This window comes from Williamsia sp. Y853 (assembly GCF_056786495.1).
Genome location: NZ_JBXCJC010000001.1, coordinates 423575 through 441991, shown reverse-complemented (window position 1 = coordinate 441991; position 18417 = coordinate 423575). Strand labels below are relative to the sequence as shown.

Here is an 18417-nt window from a genome sequence, read left to right as displayed (position 1 = left end):
TGGCGATGAGCGCCGAAACGATCAACACCGTAGCGACGGTCATCATCGGCCAGAAGGTGCGGCCCGGAGCTGAATCGGCGTATTCGATCTGGCAGGACAGCATGAATGCCGCGGCCTCGGTCTATCCGGGGTTCGTCGCGGCGGAAGTTGCGCAGCCCACCGACCGTCAGCCGGACTGGGTGGTCGTCTACCGCTTCGACTCCGTCGCCAATCTGCAGGCCTGGATCAACAGTGTGACTCGTCAGGAACTCCTGGATCGCGGGCGCGACTACGTCGACGGACCCGCCACCCAGCAGGTGATCAGCGGTGGCGCGCAGGCAGCGGACCCGCTGGTGACGGTGGTTGTGACCCATCGGGTCAAACCTGAACTCGTGGACGACTTCTTGGCCTGGCAGAGCCGCCTGGAGAAGGCCGAGACGAAGTTCGACGGGTTCCGCGGATCCGAGTTGTTCCGGCCGATCGAAGGTCTGCAGGACGAATGGACCGCGCTGTACCGGTACGACAACGCCGCAGATCTCGATGCTTGGCTGACCTCCGCCGAGCGCCGCGAGCTGTTGGCGGAAGGTGAGCGGTTCAGTGATTTCGAACTGCGGACCATCGACAATTCCTTCGGCAGCTGGTTTGCCTTCGACGACAAGGGAAATGAGGCGGCGCCCCCGTCGGGCTTCAAGACGTCCATCGCGGTTTGGGTGGGTCTGTATCCGACGGTGGTGCTCTTGTCGCTGGCATTGTCACCGCTCGAGATGCCGTTGTGGCTCGGGTTGCTGATCGGCAACCTCCTCTCGAGCTTCCTGATGAGCTATTTCACGATGCCCTATTACGTGAACAAACTCCTGAAGGTATGGCTCTGGCCACGGCCGGAACGTACTGCCCGGTGGACCAATTCGTGGGGCTGGGGCATCGTCGCCGCCGTGACGGCATTGTGGGTGGTGGTCTTCTACCTGGTCACCGTTGTGCTCTGGTCGTTGCCCTGAGTCGTTATCCGCCCGTCCGTTAGAGTTGCTCACGATATCCGTTTGTCGGCAGTGAGGTGCTCATGACGTTCAGGAGAACTGTTCTTGCGTTCGGCGCCTGCCTGACGCTCGCCGGCTGATGGAACATGGGTGGCCACCACGGCACGTCAGCGTGCCCTCGCCTACAACTCCACCAAAGTCATGGATTCGGACCTACCGGGCGGGATCGACGGTCTGCTCGATCCACGATGGAAGGGGCAGATCGGATACGCCCCGGAAAGCAGTTCCTTCGAGGTCACCGACGCGATGATGGCAGCGGTGAACAGAGGCGATATCGCGGTGGGGCTGACGAACCACTTCTCCTGGTACACGTTCATGGACAAGGTGGGATCGCCCAGTCCGCGGTCGCTCTCCACAACTTCTCGGCAGGCGATCCCGGTGCACTGGTCAACGTTGCCGGAGTCGGGGTCCTGGCGTCATCGCAGAACAAAGAAGCGGCATTCGCATTTGTCCGGCAGTTGCTTTCAGCCCAGGCGCAGACGTATTTCGCGAACCAGACTGCCGAATACCCGGTGATCGCCGGCATTGAGTCGAAATACGATCTGCCCCCGCTGGATTCGGTGGCGGGGGCAGACGTGGACCTTGATCAGTTGTCCTCGATCGAGCAGACGCGAACGCTGCTGGCCGAGGTCGGGATCATCTGAGCGCAGCCAGGTTGGCGTTGCGGGCCGTGATCCAGGTCCGCATGCTGTCGATGTCGGCCGTCAGATCGTCTGCGGTCAAACCGTCGCTGGTGGGAATGGACTGCGCCAGGGCGTCGAGTTGTCCCTCGGCCAGACCACTCGCGTAGATCTGGTCGTACAGATCCCAGTACGCGGACTCATAGACCTCGGTGAACGCATCCGACGCGAGGAACCGGGTCTTCAGCGGGTTACCACCGCCCATACCTCCACCACCTGGACCGACCTGACCTTTGGTGTCGGATTGGGACTTGTCCTGGCCCTCAGGCGCTGCCTGCCGGGTGCCGGTGTTGTCGGGGCGTTGCTGCACCTGCCCGTCCGTCGCGGTTGCTCCGGGTCGGGGGCCCCCACCACCGCCGCCACCCATTGACACGGTGTCGTCGGGACCGGCAGTGGTCTGGCCGTTCATGGCCAGGTTGAGGTCCCACGCGACAACCGCGATCTTCTCGGTTTCCAGGTCGTACCAGAGGTAGTAGTTCTGGCCCGGGCCGCTCATGTCGTCGGAGTTGACCAGCAGATTCTGGGTGGCCACGTACTGCGCAAACGAATCGACGTCCACCCAGTCACCGAGGTGCTCGTCGAACTCCTCGTCGTCGGCGTTGTCGAGCCATCGCAGAAAATTGATGATCGGCTCCACGTCGCCGGTTCCCGATGCGTTGAGCAACTTGAACTGGCTGGTGTACGACGCCTGGTCATCGTCGACGTACGCCATCTTCGAGTTCGCGTCGGCCTTGTACAGATAGCCGGGGGAGTCGAAGAGGGTGTCGGCGTACGCGGAGTCGGGATGTTCGAGCAGTAGACGCGTCGAACTCTCGCCGCCGTTGACGCGGTAGACACTGTAGGCGTAACGCTGCGATGCCTGTCCGGTCTCGTCGGTCAGTGACAGGGCCATCGCCTCGTTGATCACGGGTGATCCCGGACGCACGGAGATCTCCGTGAGCCCTTGGTAGGCGCGGCCTTTGGCGTTCTCGTCGAAACTGATCAACAGCGGAAGTGAGCTGGGATCAGCTGCGCTGACGGACCCCATGGCGCCGCCCATCATGCCGCCCATTCCGCCGCCCGGCATCTGCCCATCCGTCGGCGGCTGCATGCCCTCGGGGAGTTCCATGCCTTCCGGGAGTTCCATGCCTTCCGGTGGCTCGAAGCCTTCGGGAGGTTCCATACCCTGGGGAGCTTGGGCGCCCTCGCCGCCGGCACCCCGTCGATCCCCGTCTCCACGTAGACCTATCAATGTGGAGTTGCCCTTGAGACGTATCGAGGCATCCGAGATCACGGTGCCGTCGATCGTCACCGTCGCATTGATCCATTTCTTCTCGCCGTCATCGCTGTACGCGGTGATCATGTCTTGGTACTCGGCGTCGGTGAAGTCGACGGATACCTCGTGATCTTCCGAGTCGTCGAACAGATCGACGGTGCCGGTGATGTTCTCGGTGATCTCCGATGCGACGATCGCTTGATCTCCGGTGATGTACGGACGGATCCGGGTGGTGCCGAACACCGTTGCCATCACGACGACAAACGCCACAAAGATCGCCACGATCTTCCAGTGCTGGCGCATGCTGACCGGAATCTGGTGGCGCAGCCTCTTTTTGGGCGGACAGGGCTCAGGGACCGCCGGATCCGGATCGTCGGCCATCAGATATCCGTCTGGTCGTATCCGGTCAGAACGGTGACTCGTTGGCCGGAGTTGACGTCCCTCAGTGCGGCGATGAGCTCGGCCGGCTGCTTCCCCTTCTTCAAGCGCGCGGTGTAGTACAGCTCATTCAGGGCGCCGGCTCTGGTGGATTCCGTTGACACCAGCTCGAATTCGAGGCAGTAGCTGACCATCGCGTCTTCGATCAGTTTCGCGTACTCCTGCTCCGGCGGAACCTGGACCTTGACCACCTGGCGCTGGACGTCGAGCTTGTACCAGTTGAACTTGTACATGATCACGAGCACGAGGCAGATCGCCACGGTTGCCGCGATGGCGAGAAGGTAGAAGCGGGTTCCGGTGCACATACCGATCGCCATCACAAGGAAAATGAATCCCACGTCTCGGGTTTCCTTGACGGCGTTGCGGAATCGGATCACCGACAGTGCTCCGACCAGAGCGAATGCGCGCGCGATGTTGGAGCCGACAACCAGCATGATGAGGGCGATGATCATGCCGCACATCACCAGTGTCTGCACAAATGACTGACTGTACGAGACGTTCTTGTGGGTGTAGCGGTAGACCCAGGCCACCGTCGCCGACAGCACAAACGACAACGCCATTGAGCAAATGACGTCAAACGTGTTGAACGTTCCACTGAGATCTTGCAGATCGATATTCACAAACTCTTCCTCAAATCGGACATATTCGCACAGCTCTTGGATTCTTGTGGCACAACAAGTTCTGCTGCACCCATCTGGGATCGCGGAGCCATCCCGAATGCTTCTACGGATTGGCAGTACTTCGACACGCGGATGACCGACATGTTCAGCCGGGCGGTGAGATCGGTGGCCCAGTAGGGCACACGTTCGTTCGCCTTGAGTTCCACGACCGCCAGTTTGGGTGGAATGGTGAACTTGTTTTCCGAAGCGCAGGCGAAGTCGAAATCGCGGTCACGGCCGTGGACCCTGTGGTCGATGGTCACTCGAAGCCCGAGGTCTGCGTCGTTGCCGACGAATGCTTCACGCAGATAGCCGGTGGTGACGATCGGTCGCAGGTCGAGATTGCCGATCAGCGTGGTGACCTCGTTGACAAATGGTCTGTGCGCGGGGTCGCACTCGATGTCTTGGCGCTCGTTCAGCCATCGCAGTGCGGTGCCGTATGGCATCGAGATCCGGCGTTTCTGGGTGACCCTGTTGACGCGTTGCTTGATCTCGACATGCACCTCGGTGGTGTCGGTGCACTGTGCCGGATCCCCGTAGAGACGCATGCGCAATTTGCGCCGGAACTTCAGTCCCTCGATCTTCTCCCAGTAGAACCGCAGATCCGAGGTGTCGTAATACAACGACGTCACCGGGTACCCGCCGACGGGCGAGTACGGATCGGAGTCCATGCGGGCGGAAAGTTCTTCGCGCAGCTGTGGAACCTTCAGCTCATCGACGAAGTATTTGATCTCGTAGCGGTTGAACGCATGCGATCTGCTCGCCGTTTGCTGATATCCCTGGGTACTCACCCCGGTTCGTCACCTCTTCCGTTCCGATACGCCGGGATGAACTCCAGGCGAACGGGAACAGTAGAACTGATGAACCTTGAGGGACGGTCCGTGGTTTCCTGTCAGTTTCCTGTCAGTTGAGGATCAATTGTCGCCGAGACGAATTCAGAACGCGGTGCGCTCGAGCCAGGTCTCCCAGATCTGCTGATCGCCCAGGACCTCGGCGTTTGCTTCAGCAGCCGATAGACGACGGGTCAGTGCCAGCAAGAGATCCGACGCGCGTCCGCGTGCTGCGGCCCCGGCCTTGGTATGGCTGTTGTCCCAGATGATCGCATCGTCACCGCGGCTGATCGACCATTCGCCGGCGCTGCCGAGGCTGTCTTCGAAGGCGTGCAGGTGCAGGGTGGACCCGGCGTCGAGTGGGGCGGGCCTGCCAGAACCAGACTGGGCCAGGAGGTCGAGCCATTCGGATATTCCATCGGCGGCAAGAGCTGGGCTCAGCTCGTAGGGAAGACCCAGTGCCAGTGCGGCATCGGCCCGGTGGACCGTCGCCTCGTGGAGACGGCGACGGATCCACCACGCTGACGGACGCGGGCCGAGGAAGGTCCAGACCGGGGTGTCCGGGCCGGTCTCCGAGACCGCGTCGATCAACTTCTGGGCTCCGTCGTGCAGCCAGTCGATCGCCTGATCCGGATCGGCCGGCGGCTTTCCACCGCTGACCGATCGCGGATCGAGTGGTTGCTCGCGTCGTTCGGCGACGATCGCAGCGGCCCATCGATCGCCGCGGCCGACATGGCGAAACAGTTGCTGGACGGTCCATTCCGGACACGTCGGCACAGGATGGGCCGGATCTGCCTGCCGGATCAGTTCGCCGAACAGGCGGTTTTCTTCCACAAGCGCATCGGAGTAGTCCACCTTCGGACAGTACCGCTTCGGCCGGAGGAGGTCATCCACCAAACGCCGAACGCCGGAACTGCCGGGCCCGATGTTCGTCGGGCAGGTAGGGGCCCTTACCGGGGAAGATCTTCTCGCGGAGTGTGCCCGGTGAATAGCTCTCCTGCATGATCCCGCGTTTGCGCAGTACCGGCGACACGTGCTCGACGAAGTCCTCGAAGGAACCCGGCGACACGACGTACTGCACGTTCATGCCGTCGACTCCGGCATCCTGCCAGGCCTCGATGCGGTCGGCGATCTGCTCGGGTGTGCCGACCTCACGCATGTTGCCGAACCAGCGGACCAATTCGCCGATGGTCATCGATTGGTTCGGCGCCATCGAGATCAGTTTCGCGACGATGCCTTCCCTTCCTTCGGGGCGTTTGGCGATCTCCCCGATGGGTTCGTGCGGGTCGAGTTGTCCGAAGTCATAGCCGAGGAAGACACTCTGTTTGGCGAGATTTGCCTCGATGCTCTGGAAGTCGGTGATCTCTTCCTGTAGCCGATTGGCCTCCTCCTCGGTACTGCCGACGACGAAGCCGAGGATCCCGAGCAGCTTGACATCGCCGGGGTTCCGCCCGTGACGCCGCGCGGCGGCCCGCACATCGGAGACGATCGGTGCCGCCTCATCGGGACTGAGCGCATTGATGAACAGTCCCTCCGCATTTCGGCCCGCGAAGTCGCGTCCACGTGGGGAGACACCGGCCTGGATGAGGAACGGTGTCCGCTGCGGCGACGGTTCACACAGGTGTGGCCCGACGACGTCGTAGAAGGGCCCGACGTGGTTGATCTCGTGGACCTTGGCCGGGTCGGCGTACTGCTGGGTGGCGATGTCACGGATGACCGCATCGTCCTCCCAACTGGCCTCCCACAATTTGTAGACGACGTCGATGAAGTCGTCGGCGCGGGCGTAGCGATCCTCGTGTTCGGGAAGCCCGGACAACCCCAGATTGCGGCCGGCGCCTGCCAGGAACGTTGTCACGATGTTCCATCCGATGCGGCCCCTGGTGAGGTGATCGAGGGTCGACATCTTACGGGCGAACGAATACGGCGGCTCTTGCAAAATGTTCTGGGTGAGAACAAATCCCAGCTCATCGGTGGCGTACGCGAGTGCCGGGATCAATTCCCCGGGATCGTTGATGGGAAACTGCATACCACTGCGAACGGCGGTCTCGCGGGATCCGGAGAACGATTCGTAGGGGGCGAGCACGTCGGCGAAGAAGAGAGTGTCGAAGCAGCCACGCTCGAGAAGCCTGGCGCACTCGACCCAGTAGTCGATCGAGTTGTAGTCGAGCTGTTTGCTACCCGGCCAGGCCCACATCCCCTGATCGTGGTGGGAGACGGAAAAGATGTTGAACGCGTTGAAGATCATCCGCGGGCGCTGGGTCATTGCGACTGTTCCTCTTTCACACCGAGCACCTCACGGCCGACAAGCCCGGCAAGGACTTCGGTCGAGTACGCCATCAACTGACCGGCCTGGGCATCACGCAGATGACGCTGGATCGGCGACTTCTTGAGATAGCCGGTGGCACCGCCGATCCGCACCGCGAGCTGCGCCACATCCACCGCGACCTTGTTGGCGAGGTATTTGGCGCGGGTGAGATCACCGAAGAACGCGGGATCGCCGTTGTCGGCTTCCTGCAGGCCTCGCTCGTAGAGCGCATGTGCGCCTTCGAGCCGGATGTGGGCGTCGGCGACCTCGTGCTGAACCCACTGCTGATGGGAGAGAGGCTTGTTCAGGATCACACGTGACGATGCGTGTTCGATGATCGCTTCCAGCGCCGCATCGGCGATACCCAGGGAGATGGCGGGCAGCCCGGCCGGAATGATCGCAAAGTCACCGAATCCGGGGGCGCGGCCACGATACTCCTGACGCATCAGGGTGTTCTCGAACGAGAGCAGCTGACTCCGGGTGGCACGCAGCCCGAGTGTGTCCCAGATCGGGATGATGGTGACCGTCTCGTCCGGGATCACGCCGAAGAAGGTGGGAGCACCCTCGACCAACGCATTGACCAGTAGGTAATCGGCGATCTCGCTGCCGGAGACAAAACGCTTCGCGCCGTTGAGGATCCAGCCACCGGGCGCCGCCTCGGCTTCCTGCGTGGGATTGAGGAAGCGGTTTCCGCTGGTGGGTTCGGACAATGCGTTGGCAAATCGCTTGCCCGCCAGGAACTCATCGGCGAAGAAGGAGCCGGCGACCTCACGGGTGAGCTCGGACAAGCCGACGCCGGCCCCGGAGTGCATCGTCCAGATGGTTGCGGTCGACGGGTCGGCCTTGGCCAGCAGTCGCACGACCTTACCGAAGCCCAGGTAGCTCAGGCCCGATCCGCCCAGGTGTTGGGGAAGGACCGCCGTGTTCAATCCGGCAGCGTGCAGTGCGTCGAGATTGCCGATCGCGATCTCGGCGCGATCGTCGTAGTCGGGTGCCGTTTTTGCGAAACCGGTTGCCAGTTCGGCGATCGACTCGATCAGCGCATGTTCTTCTTCACGCGCGGACAGTTGCGGGGTGGTCATCGGGCTCCTTCTTTCGGACGAATTGTTGCCGGAGCGGTGGCCGCTCGCGGCGTTCGGCCACGTCCGAGGTGCATGCGGCGCGACACCACACACAGAACGACAAACGTGGCGAGATACGGCAGGGACTGGAACAGTTCGACGGGCAGGCCGAGGTTGCGGGTCTGGGCGAGCAGGGCGAGGCTGTTGAAGAATGCGAACAGCAGGGCGCCGGCAACCAGGCCAAAGGGGTTGCGGCGTCCGATGATCACCACGGCCAATGCGATGAATCCCGCGCCGCCGGTCATACCCGGCGAGAAGATGCCGATGCTCGACAGGGACACCACGGCCCCACCGAGTCCGGCGAACGCGCCGGCGATCACCGCTGCGGCGAGTCGGTAACGGGCCGGTGAGATGCCGCGAGTGATCGCCACAGCCGGGTCGTCTCCCACCGAGCGCACGCGTAGCCCGAATCGGGTCCTCGTCAACACAAACCAGGACACCACGACGAGGGCCAACGTCAGATAGAAGAACACCCCGGCCTGGGCGAGTCCGGTACCGATCAGTGGGATCTCGTCCAGGAGTGGGATATTGAGCACCGGCTGGGTATCGACCGCGGTATTGGTGGAACCGGAGGGGTTGATCGACTGGTACAGGAAGATGCTCAGTCCCGAACCGATGAGCCCGATGGCGATTCCGACGATGATGATGTCGGCTCCGGCCACCGACGAGGCAAGGCCGAGTAGAAGACCCGACAGTGCACCCAGCGCGATTCCGGACAGCACACCGAACCAGACACCACCGACACTTGATCCGAGGACACCGAAGACCGCGCCGATCAGCATCATTCCCTCGATACCGACGTTGAAGCCGCCGGTTCGTTCGAGGAAGATCTCGCCGAGTCCGGCAAGAATGATCGGTGAGCACAGTGCCAGTGCCCCCGCGATGACGATTGTCCAGAAGTCGAGGGTGTTCATCCGGCGGTTACTCCGATCTTCTGAGAGTCGGTGCGGGGTTCTGGTGCAGATGTGCGCGGCAGCAGTTTGATCGCGGCCAAGGCCAGCGCCGCGGTCAACAGCAGGATGCCCTGGCTGACGGTTCCGATGGCGGTCGGCGTGGTTCCGGTGGCCATCTGTACACCTGCCGCGCCGGTGCCCAGCGCTGCGTAAACCACTGCTGCCACGGCGATTCCGATCGGATTGCCCCGTCCGAGTACGGCCACGGCCAGTCCCGCGAAGCCGATGCCGCCGGCGACGTTCGGTTCCAGCCGGGTGGTGACACCGGCGACCTGCATCCAGCCGGCCATACCCGCGCACAGCCCGGAGATCAGCATCGCGGACAGGATGGCGCGCATCGGGGTCAGGCCCAGTCGGGATGCCAGGAGGGGCCGCTTGCCGTAGACATCGAACAGGAAGGCAGATGGTGTCCGCGTCCACCACCAGGCGCCCAGAATGATGATCACAACGATCACGATGCCGACGTGGATACGGCCATCGACCGGAAGTTGCGGGATCAGAGACGGTTTCGGAAGTACCGCACTCTGTGGGCTGGCCGCAGTCTGTTCGTCGCGCAGTTGGTTGCGCAACAGATAGGTCAGCAGGAACGCGGCCAGATAGTTCGCCAGCAGCGTGGACAGGATCTCGTTGACACCCCAACGCACCTTGGCGATGGCAGGGATCAACGACCACAGTGCGCCGCCGATTCCGCCTGCGATGGCGCCGAGTGTCAACGCCACCAGCGACGGCACCGACGTGCCCAGCGCAAAGGCGACTGCTGCCGAGAGCGTGGCGCCCAGGATCAGCTGGCCCTCCGCGCCGACCGTGATGATCCCCGCGCGAAGTGCGATGGACGCACCGAGGGCAACCAGTGCCAGGGGCGTCGCGTCGGACAGCGTTTGCGTGAGGTTGTAGCCACTACCGAATGCACCGGTGAACCAGCCCGAGAGCGCAACATCCAATGTGCCGCCGGTACTTGCGATCATCACGGCGACAATGGCAAGTCCGGCAACCAGATAGAGCCCGGCCAGTACCAGTCCGCGGGTGCCGGCGTACCGGCGCAGGAGCTCAGACATTGATCTGACTCCCGCTGGTGAGACCGGCTGCCGCACGGCCGAAACGCCCGATGTCGAAGTCGGCGGTGTCGAACTGATCGACGATCCGGCCTTTGGCCATCACCAGGATTCGGTGAGACAGTTCGCGGACTTCGTCGAGATCGGCCGACACCAGCAGGATCGCCGTGCCCTTGGCCGCGGCATTGCGTACCTCACCGCGAATTGCGGCCGCCGCACCCAGATCAAGGCCCTGTGTCGGGCCGTGCAGTACCGCCACGGCCGGGGCGTCGGTGGACTGATGCCCGTCGAGTTCCCGCCCGACCAGCAGCTTCTGCTGGTTTCCGCCGGACAGGGCACCTGCATGGATGCCGATGTCCAACGGCCGGACGTCGTGGCGCTTGCAGAGGTCGAATGTAAACGCCCGGATCGACCTCCAGTCCATCATCCCGAACCGGCGAAATGGCCTGGGGCCACCGGTGCTGCCACCGAGTCGGCGCAACACCGAGGAATGGGTGATGGGGGAGTCGGGTAGGAGGAAGTCGGCACGAACCTCTGGGACGTAGGCGACGTCGGCCTCGTGCGCACGGCCCGGGTGCCCGGCGATGTCGTTGCCGTCGACGGTGATCGAACCGCTGGAGATGGGAACCATGCCGACTGCGGCGCCGGCGAGCAAGCTCTGGCCGTTGCCTGCAACACCCAGTACACCGACGATCTCGCCGCGCCGGACGGCGAAGCTGACCGAGTCGAGGGAAACCTGACCGGGCGAGTTGATGCTGACCCGGTCGAGAATCAGTCGCTGCTCGCCTCCGGCGAACGGACTCGGCACGATCGCATCCGGCGCCGACCCGACCATCGCGGTGACGAGATCGTCGTCGGTGGCGCCGGACATGGCTGCGGCAAGGGTGACGCGGCCACGCGAGAGTGCGGTGACGTCATCGGCGACAGAGCGCGCGTCGGCCAACCGATGGGTGATCAGGAGAATCGAAACACCGTTTGCCGCAAGAAGTTTGAGTCGCGCGAAAAGAGTTTCGGTCTCGTGGGGGCCCAGTGCCGAGGTGGGTTCGTCGAGCAAGAGGATATCGGCGCCCTGGGCCAGTGCGATCGCCAGCTCGCCGAGTTGGCGCTGCGCGAAGCCCAGGTTGCGGACCGGGGTGTTGGTGCGGAGCACCAGTCCGGCCTCGGTGGCCACCCGGTCGAGCGCTGTGGTGGCCCGAGAGCGCGAGGCGATGCGCTCGGACTGGTTCAAGATGAGGTTCTCGGCCAGTGTCAATTCTGGATTGAGGCTCAGTTGCTGTGCGACCAGACCGATTCCGGCACGGATCGCAGCGGTCCGGTTCGGGAGCACAACTGGCAGACCGTCTCGAACAACCGACCCGGAGGTCGGTTGTTCGAGACCGGCCAGGATCTTCAGTGCCGTCGACTTGCCGGCACCGTTTTCACCGATGAGAGCATGGATGGTCCCAGGGGCGATGGTGAGGTCCACGTTGTCCAGCGCCTGCGCGGCGCCGAAGCTCTTGGAAACACCATGCAACGAAAGTTGTTTCACCATCTGCCGAATCCCGTACCGTCTCGTCGATTGATCTGTGTTCGCCTCAGGTCAGCTGATCGGCGGGATCGTGACCGCGCCCGAGGCAAGCTGTGTGGCAAGCTCATTGACCTGCTCGGCGATGTCATCGGGCAGGTTGGGCGCAGCCGTGGGCTTGTTGCCATCGGCGTAGATCAGGCCCTTGTTGGCGATGGTGGAGGTGTACGCGTGGTCGCCGAAGGTGTTGTTGTTCAGCTGTTCCACGATCTCCCGCAGTGTGGGGGTGAAGTCGAGCTTCACCAGTCCGATGTTGACCGCCTGTGCGTCCGATGACGATGCACTCGATGCGCCCAGTGTTGCCACGTTGGCCGCCTTGGCCGCCGACAGCACGCCGGGTGTGTATGTCTCGGCTCCGGTGACGATGAGGTTTGCGCCGGAGGCGATCTGGGCCTTCGTCGCCTGGTTGGCCAGGGCGGTGTCGGTCCAGCTGCCGGTGAAGATCGGGGGCAATTCGACGGCTGCCGGATTCGTCACGTCGAGACCGACGCTGACCGCCTTGTAGGTGATCTCGTTGAAGGGGGCGAGCTGTCCTTCGACGACGCCGACCGGTGACAGGTCGGTCTTTCCGGCGATCCACCCGGTGAGGTATCCCTGCTGGTCACTGGCGTACGTCCAGGTCTCGACGTTGGGAGTGGCCTTGTCGAGGATGTCGGCCGAACCGGTGGCCACAAAATGGGCTTCGGGGAGTTCGGCGGCAACGGTGAAGATGGAGTTCGCGAAGTCCAGGCCCCAACCGATGATGAGGTCGTAGCCCTGTGAGGCGTATTGGCGGAAGGCCGCTTCGGCATCGGAAGAGGTGGTGACCGACTCGCGGATCTGCAGCGAGATCGCGCCCTCGTCCTCGAGTGTGGTGCCGGCATCCGCGGCGTACTGGCTGAAGCCGCCGTCGTTGGCCAAGCCGCCCAGCACGATTGCGACCTTGGGTTTGCCCGAATCGGTGTCGGCCCCGGAGTCGGATGAGCAGGCGGCAAACGTGGTCACCAGCGGTATGGCAAGTAGGACGGCGAGACTCTTACGAAGTTTCATGATGCGGCTTTCTTGGCGTAGGACCCAGTGTTGAGAGCTGCGCTCAACTTGTTGATAAGTATGTTCACGCGATCCGTCCCAGAAAAGAAACAAAACCGCGACGCGTAAAACCGGTCTCAAGTTTGACGGGGGTCGGTTCTGGGTGGTACGGAGTGTCGCCACACCACGACTCTGTGGTGGTTCGCTAAAGATGTGTTCTATCAATCTATTTCGAGCATCGGGCGAGCAACTGTGCGCGGTGGTCCGGGTTGCGGACGTGCGGTGGTGCTGAAGTGGTCGTGCGCCCGTTATGGAGCTTCGGGACCGAGGTGGTGATAACTTATCAACAAGATCCCGCCGCTGCAGCGCAGTGTGAATGCCCCCGGTTGGGCATACCTCCTCAAAACTCCTAAGGAATGTGTGTCACATGAGTGTCGACTCCGTCTCTGCCTCCGCACCGCGTATCGACGAAGGCTGGATCCGTTCGCTGCCCAAGGCGGAAGTGCACGTCCACCTCGAAGGCGGCTTCGAACTCGTCGACCTGATGGATCTGGTGAAGGCCGCCGGTGAGCCGTTGCCACGTCCGGCGGCAACCCTTCTGCAGAAGATCGGTGAGGGTTTCGACGTCGGCGACGGCACACATGCGGCCGAGGTCGGACTGACACCGTTTCTGGAGTTCCTCGACTGGGGTTGCGGATTGATCCGGACCTCCGAACAGGCTGCCCGACATGCGTATCGGTTCGCGGCGCGGCAGACGGCATCCGGGATCGCATACTCCGACGTCATCATCAACCCCTGCCACTGGAGCGCCTGGCGGGACCGCTTGCCCGAGCTGTTCGATGCGTTCGCGGCCGGACTCGACGAGGCACATCAGGATGGGCTCGCCCAGATCCGGCTGTGTGTCTCATTGCTGCGTTCACAATCGGCGACCGATGCTGTCGAGCTGGTCGAGTGGATTGCCCGGTCGCGGCCGAGGCATGTTCTGGCGATCTCAGTCGACGGTGACGAGCGGAGATCGGGGCGGGTCAGCGCAAAGTTCGCCGACGCATTCGCGCTCGCGGGTCGCTCCGGGCTCCATCGCACCGTGCATGCGGGTGAATCGAGTGGGCCGGAAGGGGTGTGGGATGCGGTGAACCTCCTGCAGACCGAGCGGGTTGATCACGGTGTCCGGGCCATCGAGGACCAGCGGTTGGTCGAGCACCTGATCGAGACGCAGATCCCGCTTGGAATCTGTCCTCGATCCAATGTCATCCTGGGCATCTACGACGATTGGTCGCAGCATCCGCTGATCCGACTTCGGGACGCAGGTGTGAATGTCACCATCAATACCGACGATCCGGGTTTGCTGGGTTCGACGCTGGAGGGGGACTGGGCGGTATGCGCGGCGACGTTTGGTCTCGACGAGTCGGATCTGATCGGCTTCGCCCGGGCGTCGGTGGCTGCATCCTTCGCCGACGACGACACCAAAACCGCACTGGCTCAACAGATTGATCAATTCGAGCTGGCGCAGGGCTTCTCGCCCCTGCCGTCCACGTAACTGCCATCCACAGGAGACGCGATGAACAGCAGGCACGGACCCGGCGGATTCGCGGTGGCCGGGGAGACCGAGGATTCGCGCGTCAACCGCGAGTTGTTGCGTTATGTACGTGAGGCGTCCGCAGCCAACAATCCGTTACCGGGCGAGTTGGATCTGATCGCGCGATTGAACTGCACCCGCCAGCAGCTGCGGCGGGCGCTGTCCGAACTCGAACGCCAAGGCGTGCTGCGACGGCGGCAGGGGGCGGCGACCACGGTCGACCCGGTGGGACTCCGGATGAACGTGCGCCTCGAGGATCAGTTCGAGCACACCGAGCTGTTGAAGCTCATGGGGTATCGATCAGAGGTCGAGGTGAGGGTTTCGCGACTCGAACCGTTGCCCGAGAACGTCGCAACGCTGCTCGATGTGGAACCGGGTGCACCGGCGTTGAAGATGGTCAAGCGCTGGCGGGCCGACGGCAAGCCGGCGATGCTGGCGTCCGGATATCTGCTCATGCCCGACGCGGCGGAGCGCGAACTGAACGACTCGGTGTTCACCGCGGTCACCGAGGCCTGGGGCGAATCGTTGGTCTGGGAGGTTGCGACACCGGGCGCGGTGGCCCTCGACGAAGAACTGGCCGAGCTGCTGGAGATGCCGGTCGGATCAGCCGTGATGACACTGGAACTCATCGGTGTCGGTGCCAGTGGCCGCCGGTTGTTCTACGCGTTCGAGCATCACCATCCCGAATTCGTGACGTATTCCCTGCTCCGTACCGTTCGTCCCCCGTGGGCCGCCGGATAGCAGAACGGGGGTTCGCCTCTGATGTCCCGCGGCCTCGCCTCCTCTAGCGGCCACCGAGCGCCGGTACCCCGGACGATGTGGGCGGCAGCGTGGTCAACAGCGTGGGGCTCAACGTGGTTGCGTCCGGATTCGGCCGCGCCAGAATGTATTTGCGTACCTCTCCTGAGGGGCCGGCAACAAGAAGATCTGCACCGGTGGTGGTACTGGTGGTCGCAACGTGCACGCCGCCTGCGGTGAACGGTGCAAATGAGGCGATCACCGTGAACTCGATCGGGCCGTCGTGGTGGCCCGGGCTCGCCAAGTACATGGCCGGTGCGCCGTCGAGGCGTGAACCGCTCGAGAACACCTTCACCGTGCCGGCGCCGGTGCTCATGCCTGCGATGATGCTCTTCGCGCCGCCCTCTGCGCCGGCAACCCAGCCCGTCGACAGTGACACACCGCCGGTGTAGGCCGGATCGAATGCGAGGAACTCTGACGTCACGGTCGGCGTGCTGGCAGCGGTGGAATCGTCGGAGTGACCTGTGTGAGCTTCTGTTTCGTTCCGCTGGGCGTTGGCCGTGGGTGTGTACAGGTCGTACCGGTAGGTCTTGATCAGCGGCGCGTCACCGACGCCGGGCGCGGTCACGATACTGTCCCGGCCGGAGGTCGCATCGACCATGCCGGTTGCCACACTCACGCCGGTCTGCGAACCGGGATACGGGGTGAAACTCGACCACTCCTTCGGCGCGGTGTTCTTGTCCGAGGGGAGATCCGACGAGAATATCTTCACCTGCGATTCGATACCCGGACCGGAACCCACGATGATGTTGTCCTTCAGGGCATTCCCGTCGACATCGACGCCCGCCACGTTGACCCCACCGCGGAAGTCGTCGTCGAACGGAGCGAACCTGGTCAGCTCCTCGGTGAAAGGTGACGGTCCGGCGCCGCTGTACGCCACCACCTCTGGGGCCACACCCGCTCCGGTGCCGGCGATCAGATCGAGGATCATGTCACCGTTGACGTCCGCCATCGCCACGGTTGGCGATCCTTTGTACCCGTCGAACGGGGTGAGCGTCGCGACCGGCTTGTCGCCGTCACCGTTCATGATCTGTACCTTCGCCGAACCGGTCGGTGAACCACCCACGGCCACAGCGTAGGTCGATTCCTCGGGGATCACGTTGATAATCGCCATCAGTCCGTTGTCCTCGTGGTTGAGGCGGTGACAATGGATCACGTAGCTGCCGATGTAGTCGGTGAACGTGCTGCGCAACGTGACCGATGCAGGGACCAGAGGGTTCTCCTGGTCGTCGGTCACCGGTGCCGGAACGTTGATGTTGTCTATACCCCACGGCTGGACGCCGGTGGTCACGCCTGAGACCGGATCGACGATCTCCATCACCTGGAAGTCGTTGACGTGGATATGCATCGGATGCTCGTCGTTGTTCAGATTGACGACCTTCCACTCCTCGACGGAGTTCAGTCGCGGCTGGATCAACGGGATGTTGGGGAAGAGGTTGGAGTCGAACTCGTATGTGAACGACTTCGGATCGCTGTTGCTGGCCAGGTCGTTGCCGAACCCGCCACTGACCACGAGTTCGCGATGCACGTCGACCGGCATCGAGGCGGTGTCGACGAACGACGTGTAGGCGTCGAGCTGCTGGCCGATGGTGAAGTCGGTGCTCTGACCCGTTCCGCGATCGGGTGTCGCCTGGATCAGTGTTTGCGTCGGGAAGGTGAAGAACCCGTCGGCGTAGCTGATGTACTGCGGATCGAGGGTGACCGTGCCCAATTCCACAGGCGGGTTGTCGGTTCCGTTGTTGGTGTACAGCACGCCGTGGTTGATCACGGGTTTCGCGTTCTCGAGCGGGGGCATCTCGAGCACCAGATCACCCGTGGCCGGCATGGTCACGGCGATCGCGTACCGGGAGGCCGGTGGGACCACCAGGCGCGTGCCATCGCCGTCGACCGGACCGTGGACCTCGGTGTACGGATTACCGTCCTGCCCGACGATGGTGAACTTCGGATGATTGCCGGTCGCGGTCTCCGTCAATTGCAATGGCATATAGGCGAAGTCGCTGATATTGGCAACAACCCAGATCTCTGTCTGGCCCGGTTTGATCTTCAGCTCGGGCTGGAACTGACCGTTGACGGTGAACTGGACATCACGCTCGTTGTCGGGAAGAGCCGGATTCGCCGGGATGGTGGTCTTCTCGCCGGTGAACGACTGCAGGTTCTGCGGGACCATCTGGTTCTGCCCGCGGTGGTTGTCCGGGGACAGCGGGCCGGAGTACCAGTTGGTGAAGTACTGCGCACCCTCGGTGGTCTCGGAGAAGTTCACCGGCGCAAGGACGGGCCGGTAGGTGCCGTCGGCAAGCTCGGAGTCCGTGGGGGGTGTCAATGTGCTCACGAACTGCGGCCAGTTCGGCGCGTTCAGCTGATTTCCTTTGCCTGCGCGATCGAAGACGAAGTTGTACTGCAGCGCCATGTCCCGGATGGGGATGTCGTTCTGGGTCACGATCGGGAGATCGCCGTCCGGACGGCCGATTTCGAGTAGTCCGGCCAGACCCATGTACGTCTGCTGTGCGGTCAGCTGGTGCCGGTGGCTGTGATACCAGTACATCCCGTTCGGCATGTCATCGGGAACCTTGTATGTGTAGGTGTTGCCCATACCGGCCGGGATGTCGAGTAATACGTTGTCGGCGTTACCTTCCGGGCTCACGTGCAGCCCGTGGGTGTGCAGGTTCAGTGGCGTGGATTCCTGTGCCGCCGGGTAGGTCGGCACCTCCTCACCCTTGGCGGTATACGACGGATCGAAGTAGTCGGCGATCGTCAGGTCCTGAAGATCGTTGTCGTAGTGGACGATCAGCGTCTCGCCGGGATCGACGCGCAGGGTCGGGGCAGGGTAGAGGTCGGAGGCGGACATCTTGCCGTTCGACGGCGAGCCCTTGATCACGTCGTAGCCGTAGACGAGAAAGCCGTCGACCGGGCCTGATGCGGTGTCGAGGGGGATGGCGCCCTGGTGTGCTGAGAGGCGTACTTCGAGAACACCGCCCGCAGCAGTCAGTTTCACCGGTTCGCGGTAGGGAACGGGGCTGCCACCGGATCCATGGTTGGCGCCGGGGCCGGCTTCGGTTTTCGATGACGAACACCCGGTGAAGATCAGAACGATCGACAACATGATCACCGAAATGGCGACAGATCTCTTGCGCGACACAAACACTGTGGTCCTCACCATCGACGATG

At 63.0% G+C, this 18417-nt stretch carries 15 protein-coding genes and 1 pseudogene; 5 read left to right on the top strand and 11 right to left on the bottom strand.

The features are described 5' to 3' along the window. Nucleotides 1-5: 5 nt before the first annotated feature. From AC1TPF_RS02190 to AC1TPF_RS02180, 3 genes and pseudogenes are all read left to right on the top strand, one after another. Nucleotides 6-974 carry an antibiotic biosynthesis monooxygenase gene (locus tag AC1TPF_RS02190; protein WP_482136732.1) on the top strand — a complete coding sequence of 323 codons (969 nt, stop codon included), beginning with the start codon at nucleotides 6-8 and terminating at the stop codon, nucleotides 972-974. A 129-nt stretch (nucleotides 975-1103) separates the two neighbouring features. Then, a pseudogene (locus tag AC1TPF_RS02185) lies at nucleotides 1104-1178 on the top strand (hypothetical protein); the annotation flags it as partial. Between the two features lie 23 nt (nucleotides 1179-1201). Next, complete coding sequence (locus AC1TPF_RS02180; protein WP_482144096.1) at nucleotides 1202-1657, top strand: hypothetical protein; 456 nt, start codon at nucleotides 1202-1204, stop codon at nucleotides 1655-1657. Here the strand turns inward: AC1TPF_RS02180 and AC1TPF_RS02175 are convergent. The 10 genes from AC1TPF_RS02175 to AC1TPF_RS02130 form a co-directional block, all read right to left on the bottom strand. Further along, the gene (locus AC1TPF_RS02175) at nucleotides 1650-3329 is read right to left on the bottom strand and encodes a CotH kinase family protein (RefSeq protein WP_482142454.1); all 1680 of its coding nucleotides are present in this window, start codon (nucleotides 3327-3329) and stop codon (nucleotides 1650-1652) included. The genes AC1TPF_RS02180 and AC1TPF_RS02175 overlap by 8 nt on opposite strands. After that, nucleotides 3329-4006 (bottom strand): DUF4956 domain-containing protein, encoded by a 678-nt coding sequence (locus AC1TPF_RS02170; protein WP_482142452.1) that lies wholly within the window; start codon nucleotides 4004-4006, stop codon nucleotides 3329-3331. The genes AC1TPF_RS02175 and AC1TPF_RS02170 overlap by 1 nt, the downstream gene beginning before the upstream one ends. Beyond that, entirely contained in the window at nucleotides 4003-4836 is an 834-nt protein-coding gene (locus tag AC1TPF_RS02165; RefSeq protein WP_482142450.1) for a VTC domain-containing protein, read from the bottom strand. Before AC1TPF_RS02165 ends, AC1TPF_RS02170 begins: the two co-directional genes overlap by 4 nt. A 144-nt stretch (nucleotides 4837-4980) precedes the next feature. Beyond that, nucleotides 4981-5730 carry a maleylpyruvate isomerase family mycothiol-dependent enzyme gene (locus AC1TPF_RS02160; RefSeq protein WP_482136737.1) on the bottom strand — a complete coding sequence of 250 codons (750 nt, stop codon included), beginning with the start codon at nucleotides 5728-5730 and terminating at the stop codon, nucleotides 4981-4983. Between the two features lie 31 nt (nucleotides 5731-5761). Then, complete coding sequence (locus tag AC1TPF_RS02155) at nucleotides 5762-7138, bottom strand: LLM class flavin-dependent oxidoreductase (RefSeq protein ID WP_482136738.1); 1377 nt, start codon at nucleotides 7136-7138, stop codon at nucleotides 5762-5764. Beyond that, nucleotides 7135-8262 (bottom strand): acyl-CoA dehydrogenase family protein, encoded by a 1128-nt coding sequence (locus AC1TPF_RS02150; protein WP_482136739.1) that lies wholly within the window; start codon nucleotides 8260-8262, stop codon nucleotides 7135-7137. The genes AC1TPF_RS02155 and AC1TPF_RS02150 overlap by 4 nt, the downstream gene beginning before the upstream one ends. Continuing rightward, nucleotides 8259-9215, bottom strand: a complete 957-nt coding sequence (locus tag AC1TPF_RS02145) for an ABC transporter permease (protein WP_482142448.1) — start codon at nucleotides 9213-9215, stop codon at nucleotides 8259-8261. Before AC1TPF_RS02145 ends, AC1TPF_RS02150 begins: the two co-directional genes overlap by 4 nt. Further along, a complete protein-coding gene (locus AC1TPF_RS02140) occupies nucleotides 9212-10309 on the bottom strand; it encodes an ABC transporter permease (RefSeq protein WP_482136741.1) in 1098 nt (365 codons plus the stop codon). The genes AC1TPF_RS02145 and AC1TPF_RS02140 overlap by 4 nt, the downstream gene beginning before the upstream one ends. After that, entirely contained in the window at nucleotides 10302-11837 is a 1536-nt protein-coding gene (locus tag AC1TPF_RS02135; protein WP_482142447.1) for an ABC transporter ATP-binding protein, read from the bottom strand. The genes AC1TPF_RS02140 and AC1TPF_RS02135 overlap by 8 nt, the downstream gene beginning before the upstream one ends. A 48-nt stretch (nucleotides 11838-11885) precedes the next feature. Then, the gene (locus AC1TPF_RS02130) at nucleotides 11886-12899 is read right to left on the bottom strand and encodes a BMP family ABC transporter substrate-binding protein (protein ID WP_482142445.1); all 1014 of its coding nucleotides are present in this window, start codon (nucleotides 12897-12899) and stop codon (nucleotides 11886-11888) included. A gap of 406 nt (nucleotides 12900-13305) precedes the next feature. Here AC1TPF_RS02130 and add point away from each other — a divergent pair, with 406 nt between their 5' ends. Both add and AC1TPF_RS02120 read left to right on the top strand, forming a co-directional pair. After that, nucleotides 13306-14415, top strand: coding sequence for an adenosine deaminase (gene add, locus AC1TPF_RS02125; protein ID WP_482136744.1), 1110 nt, complete (start codon nucleotides 13306-13308; stop codon nucleotides 14413-14415). 21 nt (nucleotides 14416-14436) lie between these two features. Further along, nucleotides 14437-15195 (top strand): GntR family transcriptional regulator, encoded by a 759-nt coding sequence (locus tag AC1TPF_RS02120; RefSeq protein ID WP_482142444.1) that lies wholly within the window; start codon nucleotides 14437-14439, stop codon nucleotides 15193-15195. 43 nt (nucleotides 15196-15238) lie between these two features. Here the strand turns inward: AC1TPF_RS02120 and AC1TPF_RS02115 are convergent, their stop codons facing one another. Further along, complete coding sequence (locus AC1TPF_RS02115; RefSeq protein WP_482142442.1) at nucleotides 15239-18409, bottom strand: multicopper oxidase family protein; 3171 nt, start codon at nucleotides 18407-18409, stop codon at nucleotides 15239-15241. Nucleotides 18410-18417 lie beyond the last annotated feature (8 nt).

Bases quoted from the DNA above. Each gene is read 5' to 3' on its own strand.
- AC1TPF_RS02120 (WP_482142444.1), top strand. From the start codon at position 14,437: ATGAACAGCAGGCACGGACCCGGCGGATTCGCGGTGGCCGGGGAGACC.
- AC1TPF_RS02180 (WP_482144096.1), top strand. From the start codon at position 1,202: ATGGAAGGGGCAGATCGGATACGCCCCGGAAAGCAGTTCCTTCGAGGT.
- add (WP_482136744.1), top strand. From the start codon at position 13,306: ATGAGTGTCGACTCCGTCTCTGCCTCCGCACCGCGTATCGACGAAGGC.
- AC1TPF_RS02140 (WP_482136741.1), bottom strand. From the start codon at position 10,309: ATGTCTGAGCTCCTGCGCCGGTACGCCGGCACCCGCGGACTGGTACTG.
- AC1TPF_RS02130 (WP_482142445.1), bottom strand. From the start codon at position 12,899: ATGAAACTTCGTAAGAGTCTCGCCGTCCTACTTGCCATACCGCTGGTG.
- AC1TPF_RS02155 (WP_482136738.1), bottom strand. From the start codon at position 7,138: ATGACCCAGCGCCCGCGGATGATCTTCAACGCGTTCAACATCTTTTCC.
- AC1TPF_RS02135 (WP_482142447.1), bottom strand. From the start codon at position 11,837: ATGGTGAAACAACTTTCGTTGCATGGTGTTTCCAAGAGCTTCGGCGCC.
- AC1TPF_RS02145 (WP_482142448.1), bottom strand. From the start codon at position 9,215: ATGAACACCCTCGACTTCTGGACAATCGTCATCGCGGGGGCACTGGCA.
- AC1TPF_RS02175 (WP_482142454.1), bottom strand. From the start codon at position 3,329: ATGGCCGACGATCCGGATCCGGCGGTCCCTGAGCCCTGTCCGCCCAAA.
- AC1TPF_RS02115 (WP_482142442.1), bottom strand. From the start codon at position 18,409: ATGGTGAGGACCACAGTGTTTGTGTCGCGCAAGAGATCTGTCGCCATT.
- AC1TPF_RS02150 (WP_482136739.1), bottom strand. From the start codon at position 8,262: ATGACCACCCCGCAACTGTCCGCGCGTGAAGAAGAACATGCGCTGATC.
- AC1TPF_RS02190 (WP_482136732.1), top strand. From the start codon at position 6: ATGAGCGCCGAAACGATCAACACCGTAGCGACGGTCATCATCGGCCAG.